Source organism: Limimaricola litoreus (assembly GCF_024159025.1).
GTDB lineage: Bacteria > Pseudomonadota > Alphaproteobacteria > Rhodobacterales > Rhodobacteraceae > Limimaricola > Limimaricola litoreus.
Window position 1 is genome coordinate 1 of the sequence record NZ_JAMYXC010000302.1, and the last position, 10,540, is coordinate 10,540.

Genomic DNA, 10,540 nt, shown 5'->3' on the forward strand with positions numbered 1-10,540 from the left:
CAGAATCCGCTCGAAGGCGGCGAAGGCCGCGCGCCGCGCCCCGGGCCGCCACCTGCCCCCCGCGAGGGTGGCGGTCTCGGCCTCGGCATCGACCATCAGCGCGGGAATGCCGGCGCGTGCCGTTTCTGACAGAAGTGCCGGTTGCAGCGGCCCGCGGATCCACAGCAGCAGGTCGGGCCGCCAACGCCCGAGAAACGTCTGCGTCGCGGCGCGGCTGTCGAGGAAGGGCGGCCATTGCAGCACGTTGCGCGGCGCGTCGCGCTGACGCGCCGCCGCCGTGAGCAGCAAGGTCACGGGCTCGCGCTCCTCCTCGAGGTGCCGCGCCAGCGCGAGGGCGGTGCGGCTGCGCTCGGGGTCGGGGCTGTGCACCCAGACCAGCGGCCCCTCGGGCCGCGCCGCGGGATCGGCGGGTGCGGGTCTCAGCTGCCGAGTTCCTCGGTCGGCGAGGCGGCGGCCTCTTCGTCGCGCAGCCGGTGGATATGGGCGATGAAGTAGCGCATGTGGGCGTTGTCCACCGTGCGCTGCGCCTCGGTCTTCCAGGCGTTGTAGGCCGAGGCATAGTCGGGGAACATGCCGACGATGTGGATGTCGTTAGTATCGCGGAACACGTTCTGCGACGGATCGGTCAGCTCGCCGCCGAAGACGAGATGCAGGCGCTGGGTCATGGGATTTCCTCGGGGTTGGGGCTTTGGCGGCAAACTACGCCTCGGCGGGGTCGGGTCAAGCGGTGGAGGGATCGGGGGCGGGGCTGTCCGGCGCCGCTTCGAGCCGCGCCAGCAGCACGCCGTGCAGCGCGCCGCCCGCCAGCACGCCGTCGCTTTGCGGATGCGGCTTGTTGAACGACAGCGTAGCACCGCGCCTGTCGGTCGCGGTGCCGCCCGCCTCGGTCAGGATCAGGCTGCCCGCGGCGATGTCCCATTCCCAGGTCGGGCGAATCGTCAGCATGGCGTCGAAGCGCGCCTCGGCCAGAAGGCACAGGCGCCAGGCCAGCGCCGAGCGGAAGGCGCGCCGGACGGGCGGCACGTCGCCACCGGTCCAGTGCTCGGGGCTCATCGCCAGCCTTGGGCCCAGAAGCGTCGCGCGGGCGGGGTCCGTCTGCGCGCTGGCACGGATCGGCGCGCCGTTGAGCAGGGCGCCGCCGCCCAGCGTCGCGGTGTAGAGCAGCCCGTGGCGCGGCAGCAGCACGCAGGCCGCGGTGATCTTGCCGTCTTGCGCGATGGCGAGCGAATGCGCCCAGTCGGGGCTGCCTTCGAGATAGGCGCGCGTGCCGTCGATCGGGTCGACGATGAAGATACGCTCGGCCCCGAGCCGCTCGGGCGCGTCGGCCGTCTCCTCCGAGAGCCAGCCATATCGGGGCCGCGCCGCGCCGAGCCGCTCGCGCAGCATCGCATCGACCGCGAGATCGGCCTCGCAGACCGGGCCGCCGCCATCGGGCTTGTCCCAGACCTCGGGCGCGCTGTAGGCGCTGGCGATCGGCGCCGCCGCCTGCGCCGCCGCGACCAGAAGCGCGAGGTCCTCGCTGTGATCAGTCACCGGCAAGGGTCATCCCGTCCACCAGCAGGGAGGGCACGATCCGGCTCAGGTGATCGCGCGCGTCATTGGCCGGAACCAGCGACATCAGCATGTCGCGCAGGTTGCCCGCGATGGTGCATTCGTTGACCGGGTGCAGGATCTCGCCGTTCTCGACCCAAAAGCCCGCCGCACCGCGCGAATAATCGCCAGTGTTGGGGTTGATGGTCGAGCCGATCATCGAGGTGACCAGAAGCCCGGTGCCCATCTGCGCGATCAGATCCTCGCGGCTGGCCTCGCCCTGGGTCAGCCTCAGGTTGGTGACGGAGGGCGAGGGCGGCGCGGAGGTGCCGCGCGCGGCATTGGCGGTGCTTTGCAGCCCCAGCTTGCGCGCCGTGGCCAGATCGAGAATCCAGCCCGTCAGAACCCCGTCGTCAACCAGCGCTCGCTCGGTCGTGGGCAGCCCCTCGCCGTCGAACAGCCGCGAGCCCGAGGCGCGCGGGCGGTGAGGCTCCTCGGTCAGGGAGATCCCGGCGGGCAGGACGCGGTCGCCCTCGCGGCCCAAAAGCCAGCTCGATCCGCGCGCGATGGCCGCGCCATTGGCGGCGGCGACGAGATGGCCCACCAGCGAAGAGGAGATGCGCTCGTCGAACAGCACAGGGTAGCGGCCGGTGCGCGGCCGGCGCGGGCCCTGGCGCGCCGCCGCCCGCTCGCCCGCAAGGCGGCCGATCTCTTCCGGGCTGCGCAGGTCGGCCTGGAAGATGCGGCTGTCGGCGTCCCAGTCGCGCTCCATGCCCGTGCCCTCGCCCGAGACGGCGACGCAGGAGATCGCCCGATCGGAGCGCGCATAGCCCCCCGAGAAGCCATTGGTCGCGGCAATATGAACCCGCCGGTGGCCATAGCCCGCGGTGGCACCCTGCACCTGCGTCACACCCGCCACGCCGCGCGCGGCGGCCTCGGCCCGGCGCGCATCTTCTTCGAGCATCGCGGGATCGGGCTCGGGCGAAGGATCGTGCATCTGAAGCCGCGACGAATCGGTGTCGCGCGCCAGCTGCTCCGCCTCGGCCAGCCCGATATGGGGATCTTCGGGCGCCTCGCGCGCCATGGCGACGGCGCGCTCGGCCATGGTTTGAATCGTGGCGTCGCGGGCATCCGAGGAGGAGACGATGGCCTGCCTGCGCCCGATCAGCACCCGCAGGCCGATATCGACGCCCTCGGCGCGCTCGGCCTGCTCCAGCCGCCCCTCGCGCACGTCGATCGAGACGGAGGTGCCGTCCACCGCCACCGCGTCGGCGGATTCGGCCCCGGCGCGGTGGGCGGCCTGGAGCATCCGGTCGGTCAGGTCGGCGAGCGAGGCGGTCATGGGCGGATCCTTTCGGGCTGTCGCGCCTGCATCTAGCGCGCCCGTGCCCGTCTGGAAAGCGCGGCCCCGCGCGCGGGGTGGGCGCGAGACAGACGCGAGACGGGCGCGAGGCCGCGGATTACCTGATCCGCTGGCCGTTGGCGATGACCTGTCCCGCCGCGTCGATCACGATCTCGGAGGTCAGCTCGTCATTGCCGACCGTCGTGGTGAACAGCCCCAGCATCATCCGCGGGCCCATCAGCTGCTCGGCCGGGATCACGCCCATCTTCGACAGGTTCTCCAAAAGCCCGTTCAGCCCGGTGGCCCTGAGGTCGATCCGCCCCTCGGGCCGCGGGAAGCCCTCGAAGGTCTCGAGATCCTCGTTGTCGAAGGTGAAGGCCCCGTCGCCCAGGATCTCGGCCCCGGCAAGGCGCAGCACCAGCCGGTCGAGGGTCAGGCTCTCGAGTTCGGGCGCGGCCTCGGGCATCGCCTCCGTCTCGCCCATGGCCCCGCCCATCGCCCCGGCGGTCCCGAGATCGGCGAGGTCCTGCGGCAGGCGCGCGCTGCCCGACAGCTCGACGATCAGCGTCGCGGGTTCGCGCGGCAGCGCTTCGCGCGGATCGAACAGCGCCCAGAGCGGATCGCCCAAGCTCAGGCTATCGATCGTCACCCGCGCGGAGAGATCCTGCGGCGCCGTATCCGAGCCGAGCGGCAGGTCGAGGCCGAAGCCGTATTCGGCGACCGAGATCTCGATCGGAAAGGGCATCAGCCCATCGGTGAGCGCCAGATCCAACCCCTTGGTCGAGGACTCGTAGGCGGCGCGGGCGGGGTCGAGCGACAGCTGCACCGCGCTCGAAGCGGTGCGGGCGGTGCCGACGGCGCGGCCCTGCGGCCCCTCGCCGTCGAACTCCACCAGCGCCGGGCCGGTGGCATAGTCGAAGCCCAGCGCGAAGCCATCGGGCAGCGCCTCGGCCTCCTCCATCCCCTCGGGCAGCGCCATCTGGCCCGAGAGCGCCACATCCGCGACGCTGGCGTCGATCGACATGGCGCCAGCCGCGTCGTCTCCACTGCCCTCCTCGGCCTCGATCGACAGTTCGAGCGTTTCGGCGGCGAGATCGTAGTCGGTGCGGCGCAGGCCCGAGCTCTCGGTCTGCGACAGGTAGCTGCCGCGCAGGGCGTTGAGCGCCAGCATCGCTTCCGCGGCGACCGGCGCGCTATTCTCGACCAGCCGGTCGAGCACCAGAGCATAGCGGGCGGCGGCGTAGTCGTAGCGCATCGCCTCCGGATCGCCGCTCACGGTGACGTCGAGCCCGGTCTGCCGCACGGCAAGGTCGATCTCGGTCCTCACGCCCACCTCGTCGGTGCCGGAAAAGGCAATCGGGTAGCTGTCGGGCAGGGTCACCTCGACCGTGCCCGCCTCGGTCTCGACGAAGTCGATCCGCGGCACGCGGATGATCATTTCGCCATCCTCGCCGGTCATGGTCAGCACGAGGTCGGTGATGGTGAGGCTGCCCTCCGCGCGCTCCTCGGAGCCGGTCTCGATCCGGGCCTCGCCCAGCTGCGCCGCGCCCGCCTGCCAGTCCTGCCAGACCTCTTCGGCCGTGACATCGGCCTGCGCGGCCCCGCCCATCAGGATCAGCGCGCCGATCGACGCCGTTTTCAATGCGGTCATCTCGGACCCTCCTCGCAATCGCTTTCCACGGGCCGGGCCCGCCGCGCGGGCCGCACCCGCCGCGTCTGGACCGGAGACTAGGCCCCCGCTAGGCTGGACGAAAGCTCAAAGCGCGGGGGAAGAGGCGATGCAGGGAAAGACGGTTCTGATCACCGGGGCGAGCCGCGGCATCGGTGCTGCGGCCGCGCGCGAATTCGCGGCCAAGGGCGCGCGGGTCGCGCTGCTGGCGCGCAGCGCCGAGGCGCTGTCGGACATTGCCAAGGAGCTGGGCGAGGCGGGTCTCGCCATCCCTTGCGACGTCAGCCGCTACTGGGAGATCGAGGCGGCGGTCGAGGCCTGCGTCAAGGAATTCGGGCGGCTCGACGTGATGATCAACAACGCCGGCGCGATCGAGCCGATCGGCGCGATGGGCGATCTCGACCCCGAAGCCTGGGGCAAGGTCGTGGACATCAACCTCAAGGGCGTCTTCAACGGCATGCGCGCGGCCCTGCCGCAGATGCTGGATCAGGGCGGCGGCACGATGATCACCGTCTCCTCGGGGGCGGCGCACAACGCGGTCGAGGGCTGGTCGGCCTATTGCGCCTCCAAGGCCGGAGCGGCGATGCTGACCTCTTCGCTCGATCTCGAATATCGTGGGCGCGGCATCCGGGCGATGGGGCTGAGCCCCGGCACGGTAGCGACGCAGATGCAGCGCGAGATCAAGCAAAGCGGCATCAACGCGGTGAGCCGGCTCGACTGGTCGGTGCATATCCCGCCCGAATGGCCCGCCAAGGCCCTGGTCTGGATGTGTTCGGACGCGGCCGATGACCGGGTCGGGCAGGAGATCTCGTTGCGCGACGAGGAGATCCGCAGGCGGATCGGACTGGTCTAGACCCGCTCAATGGCGGGCGCGGCGGCGCCCCGGCACCTTGGAGGAAAACTCCGGTGGCCGCTTCGACACCCAGGCGATGAACTTCTCTAGCCGGGGATGCGCGCGCAGCGCTTGGGGCGTGTTGTAGTCGCGCGCCAGCTCGGTCTCCGACAGGGTCGCGTGGATCTCCTTGTGGCAGATGTGGTGCAGCAGCACCTGCGGCCCATGTGTGCCGCCGCGCATCTTGGGCACGAGGTGATGCGAGCTTTGCGGCACGCCTTCGGGAATCGGGCGCTGGCACAGCGCACAGAGCGGCGCGACGCGCGGCGTGGCGACGGTCCGGGCCTCGGTCTGGCGTTTTTCGCGGCGGCTTGGCATGGGGAGGAGATGGGACGGGGTATGCGTCCTGGCAAGCGCGGCGCTGGGCCGCAGGGGAGCGGCCATGGCGCGGGCACTTGTGATCGGCGGCGGACCGGCGGGGCTGATGGCCGCGGATGAGTTGGCGGCGGCCGGGCATCGCGTGGTGCTGGCCGACAGGATGCCGAGCATGGGGCGCAAGCTGCTGATGGCGGGTAAGTCGGGGCTCAACCTGACCAAGGCCGAGCCGCGCGCCGCCTTCGACGCGGCCTACGGCGAGATGCCGGACGGTTTGCGCGCCGCCTTGGAGGGCTTCGGTCCCGACGAGGTGCAGGCCTGGGCGCGCGACCTGGGGCAGGACATCTTCACCGGTTCGACCGGCCGGGTCTTCCCGGTCGAGATGAAGGCCTCGCCGCTGCTGCGCGCCTGGCTGGCGCGGCTCGGCGCGGCGGGGGTCGATCTGCGGACCCGCTGGCGCTTTGCGGGCTGGGAGGGGGGCACGGCCCTGTTCGACACGCCCGAGGGGCGGCAGGGGATCGAGGCCGAGGCCACCGTGCTGGCCATGGGCGGGGCGAGCTGGGCGCGGCTCGGATCGGACGGAGCCTGGGCCAAGGTGCTGGCGGAGGATGTCGCGCCGTTCCGCCCGGCCAACATGGGCTTCGGCGTCGCCTGGTCCGCGCATATGCGCGCCCATTTCGGCGCACCGGTCAAGCCGGTGGCGCTGATCGCCGGGGCGCGGCGGGTGCGGGGCGAATGCGTGATCTCGGCGCGGGGGCTGGAGGGCGGCGGGATCTACGCCGTCTCGGCCGATCTGCGCGACGGCGCGGCCTTGGCCTTCGACCTGTTGCCCGATCTCGACCTCGCGCAGGTCAAGGACAGGCTGGCGCGGCCGCGCGGCAAGGCGAGCCTGTCGAACCACTTGCGCAAGGCGCTGGGCCTCGATCCGGTGCGGCTGGCGCTCTTGCACGAATGGGCCCGGCCCTTGCCCGGCGATCCGGCGGCGCTGGCGGCCCTTCTCAAGGGCCTGCCGGTGCCGCTCGGCGCGCCGCATCCGCTCGACGAGGCGATCTCGACCGCGGGTGGGCTGCGCTTTTCGGCGCTGAACGAGGATCTGATGCTGCGCGACCGGCCCGGCGTCTTCGCCGCGGGCGAGATGCTCGACTGGGAGGCGCCGACGGGCGGATATCTGCTCACCGCCTGTCTGGCCACAGGCCGCCACGCCGGGCGCGCGGCGGCAAGGCGGCTCGGAACGGTGCGCTGAGACGCCGCTCGCTTTCATTTGCCGGGGCCGCTCGCTAGGGTGCGCCGAGCGAGCAGGGAGTGCAGCACGAGATGACGATCACAGCGATGCGCCGGGGCGGGGCCGCGAGCCTTCTTGCCCTGCTGGCGGCAGGAGCGGTGCAGGCCCAGACGGTGTCCGACCGGGGGCTGAGCTACACGCTCTACGGCACGCCGGGACTTATCGACATGCCCTCGGCGCTGAGCGCGCCGGACGGGCAGATCGCGGCGACGATGGGGCGGTTCGACGGGCAGGTGCGCACCACCTTCACCTTCCAGCTTCTGCCGGGCCTCTCGGGCAGCTTCCGCTACAGCAAGATCGAGGATTACTCGCTGCCCGGCAGCCGTGGCCGCGTCGACGATTATTTCGACCGCAGCTTCGATCTGCGCTACCGCTTCAACGACGAGACCGAACTCCTGCCCGCCTTTGCGGTGGGGCTGCAGGATTTCCTCGGCACCGGGGCCTACAGCTCCGAATACCTCGTCGCGACCAAGACCTTCGGCGACAAGATCCGGGTGACCGGCGGCCTGGGCTGGGGGCGCTTGGGCTCGGACGGGGGCTTCGACAACCCGCTCGGCCTCCTGTCGTCGGAATTCGACGAGCGGCCCGCGCTCGATTTCGGCGAGGGCGGGACCTTTGCGCTCGATCAGCTCTTCAAAGGCGATGCCGCGCTGTTCGGCGGCGTGGAATACGCCGCGACCGACAAGCTGACCCTCAAGGCGGAGTATTCTTCCGACGCCTATGAGCGCGAGACCGAGCTGGGGCTGATCGAGCGGGATTCGCCGCTCAACTTCGGGCTGGTCTACCGGCCCTTGCCCGGCGTGCAGCTCGGCGCTTCCTGGCTGCACGGCTCGGAGCTGGGGCTCACCGGCACCTTCCTGATCGATCCGGGCACGCGGCCCTTCGGCCCCGGGCTCGATCCCGCCCCCTCGCCGATCCGCATCCGCCAGGGCGACGCCCGCGCCGCCGCGACATGGGATCGCGCGCAGATCCCCGAGACCACGATCGGCGCGACGCTGCAGCAGGCGCTGGCGGCCGAAGGGGTCGAGCTCTCCTCGATCGAGCTGTCGGACCGCGCCGTGCGGCTGCGCTACACCAACACCCGCTACCGCGCCGAGGCGCAGGCGATGGGGCGCATCGCGCGGATGCTGAGCCTCGGCCTGCCCGATTCGATCGAGCGCTTCACGCTCGAGCCGATGCAACGCGGCGTGCCGCTTTCGGCGGTGACGCTGAGCCGCAGCGACATCGAGGCCTTTGCCGATACCGCCGGCGGCACGCAGGCGCTGTCGCAGCGGCTGGTGCTGCAGGACGCGGGCCCGCGCGACGGGCTCGAGCCGCTGCCGCGTCTCGACGACCGGTTCTCCTACGGGCTGGCGCCCTATGCGCGGATCACCGTATTCAACGGCGACGACCCCTTCCAGGTCGAGCTGGGCGGGCAGCTCTCTGCCCGCTACGAGATCACCGACAGCCTCGTCGCCTCGGGCACGCTGCGCCAGCAGCTCTACACCAACCGCGAGAATCCCGAGCTGATCGTCGCCGAAGGCGATGAGCCCTACCCGGTGCGCCGCAACGCCGCGCTCTATGCCGACCAGGGCACCACCGGAATCCGCGACCTGACGCTGGCCCAATACGGGCGGCTCGCGCCCGACGTCTATTCCCGCGCCACGCTGGGCTATCTCGAGGAGATGTATGGCGGTCTCTCGACCGAGGTGCTGTGGAAGCCCGCCGACAGCCGGCTCGGGCTCGGCGCGGAGGTGAGCTATGCCCGCCAGCGCGATTTCGATCTCGGATTCGGCTTTCAGGACTACGACGTGGTGACCGGCCACGCCTCGGCCTATTACGATTTCGACAACCGCTTCTACGGGCAGGTCGACGTCGGCCGCTACCTCGCGGGCGACTGGGGCGCGACCTTCACGCTCGACCGCGAGTTCGAGAACGGCTGGAGCGTCGGCGGCTACTTCACCCTCACGGACGTGCCCTTCGACGCCTACGGCGAAGGCTCCTTCGACAAGGGCATCCGGGTCTCGATCCCGCTCGACTACGTGGTAGGGCAGCCGACCCGGCGCGAGGCCTCGACCTCGCTCGCCTCGCTGCAGCGCGATGGCGGCGCCAAGCTGCGGGTCGACGGGCGGCTCTACGAGGTGGTCCGCGACGGCCACCTGAACGATCTCGAAGATGGCTGGGGGCGGTTCTGGAAATGACGATTCGGATCAGGATGACGGCGGCCCTGCTCGGGCTGGGCCTCATGGCGGGATGCGGCGGCGCGGGGGGGCTCACCGGTGCGCTGCAGGGGGCGATCGCGCCCCTGGTCGGCACGCAGCCGACAGCCGCCCCCGTGGCGGCAGGCGCAAGCGGGAAAGGCAGGGCCGATCCCTCGACGCTGCGCCGGGTCGGCCTCAACACGCTGGGGCTGACGGGCACCGCGACGCGGTTGATCGACAACGGCGTCTCGGCCAGCTTCGCCGGGCCGCAGGGCTTCACTTACACGATGCGCGACGGGATGCTGGTCTCGACCCGTGGCCTGGGCGACGATCTGATGGCCACCGACGCGCGCCAGAGCCGGGCGGCGCTGCGCGCGGGCGGCGGTCAGGCACGGCGCGTGCACGAGACCCTCGACGGGCTGGATCGAATCGAACGCGCCGAATTCGACTGCACGGTAACGCCCAAGGGAGTCGAGACGGTCGACCTCGGAACGCGGCGGGTGCAGGCGCGCCGCTTCGACGAGTCCTGCCGGGGCGCGGCGCTGCTCTTCGACAATTATTACTGGCTCGACGCGGCCGGAGAGATCATTTCGTCGCGTCAGTTCGTCAGCCGGGGTGTTGCATATTTGCGCAGCAACGACCTTTAGTTTCGTTTTTCCGGCCCGGTGATCTGGTCATCCAGCTTGTGTGATACACCTATCTTGGCTATAGCCGACCTAACGCTTTGTTATCAACTGGAGTAGAGACATGCGCCTCACCAAGACCCTCGTCGCCGCCGCCGTCGCCGGCACCCTGACCGCCTCTTCGGCTTTCGCCGGTGGCCTGGCCGTCGAAATCGTTGAGCCCCCGGTTGTCGTGGTCGAGCCCGAAGCCCCCGCCGCTCGCGGCTCGCTGGCTGGCCCCCTCGGCTTCCTGCTGCCGCTGGCCGCCGTTGCCGGCCTGGTGGCTCTCGCCGCTTCGGACGACTCCTGATTTCAGGACCGACCGGCCTTCGGGCCGGTTGGATAGAACGGCGGACCTTCGGGTCCGCCGTTTTGCGTTTGGGGGTCCGGGTCGCGCCGGATCGCCTTCCGCGCGCGGCTCAGCGGCGCGCCATCATCGCCAGCCGGATCAATGCCCGCTCCACCAGCGCCTGCGCGGGCGCGCGGCTGGCCGAGCGCAGCTGCAGGTCGGTCTCGATCAGCAGCGACACGGCACGCTCCAGCCTGTCCCGGCCCCAGGCGCCGGCCTGCCGGGTCATCGCGTCGCGCCGCGGGCCCCAGACCGGCGGCCTGAGCCGGGCGATGCCCTGGCCCGCCCCGCCCGGATCGCTGGCCCCGGCGTGCAGCTG

At 71.2% G+C, this 10,540-nt stretch carries 11 protein-coding genes and 1 pseudogene; 5 read left to right on the forward strand and 7 right to left on the reverse strand.

Features of this window, described 5'->3' with window-relative positions; all coding sequences use genetic code 11:
• From NHG85_RS18470 to NHG85_RS18490, 5 genes are all read right to left on the reverse strand, one after another.
• Positions 1 to 423: glycosyltransferase N-terminal domain-containing protein (locus NHG85_RS18470; RefSeq protein WP_370363062.1), on the reverse strand; the 423-nt coding region annotated here is incomplete at its 3' end.
• Positions 420 to 665 carry a DUF4170 domain-containing protein gene (locus tag NHG85_RS18475; RefSeq protein WP_253335180.1) on the reverse strand — a complete coding sequence of 82 codons (246 nt, stop codon included), beginning with the start codon at positions 663 to 665 and terminating at the stop codon, positions 420 to 422. The genes NHG85_RS18470 and NHG85_RS18475, both read right to left, overlap by 4 nt.
• Before the next feature lie 55 nt (positions 666 to 720).
• Positions 721 to 1,539: a 3'(2'),5'-bisphosphate nucleotidase CysQ gene (locus NHG85_RS18480; RefSeq protein WP_253335181.1), complete on the reverse strand. Its 819-nt coding sequence runs from the start codon at positions 1,537 to 1,539 to the stop codon at positions 721 to 723.
• A complete protein-coding gene (locus tag NHG85_RS18485) occupies positions 1,526 to 2,872 on the reverse strand; it encodes a TldD/PmbA family protein (RefSeq protein ID WP_253335182.1) in 1,347 nt (448 codons plus the stop codon). The genes NHG85_RS18480 and NHG85_RS18485 overlap by 14 nt, the downstream gene beginning before the upstream one ends.
• Positions 2,873 to 2,990: 118 nt before the next feature.
• Positions 2,991 to 4,523, reverse strand: coding sequence for a hypothetical protein (locus NHG85_RS18490; protein WP_253335183.1), 1,533 nt, complete (start codon positions 4,521 to 4,523; stop codon positions 2,991 to 2,993).
• 127 nt (positions 4,524 to 4,650) lie between these two features.
• Between NHG85_RS18490 and NHG85_RS18495 the strand changes: the two genes are divergently transcribed.
• Positions 4,651 to 5,394 carry an SDR family oxidoreductase gene (locus tag NHG85_RS18495; protein ID WP_253335185.1) on the forward strand — a complete coding sequence of 248 codons (744 nt, stop codon included), beginning with the start codon at positions 4,651 to 4,653 and terminating at the stop codon, positions 5,392 to 5,394.
• A 6-nt stretch (positions 5,395 to 5,400) separates the two neighbouring features.
• On the opposite strand, the gene NHG85_RS18500 is transcribed toward NHG85_RS18495, so the two are convergent.
• Positions 5,401 to 5,751 (reverse strand): hypothetical protein, encoded by a 351-nt coding sequence (locus NHG85_RS18500; RefSeq protein WP_253335187.1) that lies wholly within the window; start codon positions 5,749 to 5,751, stop codon positions 5,401 to 5,403.
• Between the two features lie 64 nt (positions 5,752 to 5,815).
• On the opposite strand from NHG85_RS18500, the gene NHG85_RS18505 reads away from it, so the two are divergent.
• The 4 genes from NHG85_RS18505 (at position 5,816) to NHG85_RS18520 (ending at position 10,182) form a co-directional block, all read left to right on the forward strand.
• Positions 5,816 to 6,991 carry a TIGR03862 family flavoprotein gene (locus NHG85_RS18505; protein WP_253335189.1) on the forward strand — a complete coding sequence of 392 codons (1,176 nt, stop codon included), beginning with the start codon at positions 5,816 to 5,818 and terminating at the stop codon, positions 6,989 to 6,991.
• 71 nt (positions 6,992 to 7,062) lie between these two features.
• The gene (locus tag NHG85_RS18510; RefSeq protein WP_253335191.1) at positions 7,063 to 9,210 is read left to right on the forward strand and encodes a YjbH domain-containing protein; all 2,148 of its coding nucleotides are present in this window, start codon (positions 7,063 to 7,065) and stop codon (positions 9,208 to 9,210) included.
• Complete coding sequence (locus tag NHG85_RS18515) at positions 9,207 to 9,857, forward strand: YjbF family lipoprotein (RefSeq protein ID WP_253335193.1); 651 nt, start codon at positions 9,207 to 9,209, stop codon at positions 9,855 to 9,857. The genes NHG85_RS18510 and NHG85_RS18515 overlap by 4 nt, the downstream gene beginning before the upstream one ends.
• A 100-nt stretch (positions 9,858 to 9,957) precedes the next feature.
• Positions 9,958 to 10,182, forward strand: a complete 225-nt coding sequence (locus NHG85_RS18520; RefSeq protein ID WP_253335195.1) for a hypothetical protein — start codon at positions 9,958 to 9,960, stop codon at positions 10,180 to 10,182.
• 109 nt (positions 10,183 to 10,291) lie between these two features.
• Here the strand turns inward: NHG85_RS18520 and NHG85_RS18525 are convergent.
• Positions 10,292 to 10,540, reverse strand: a pseudogene (locus tag NHG85_RS18525) (DNA polymerase III subunit delta); the annotation flags it as partial.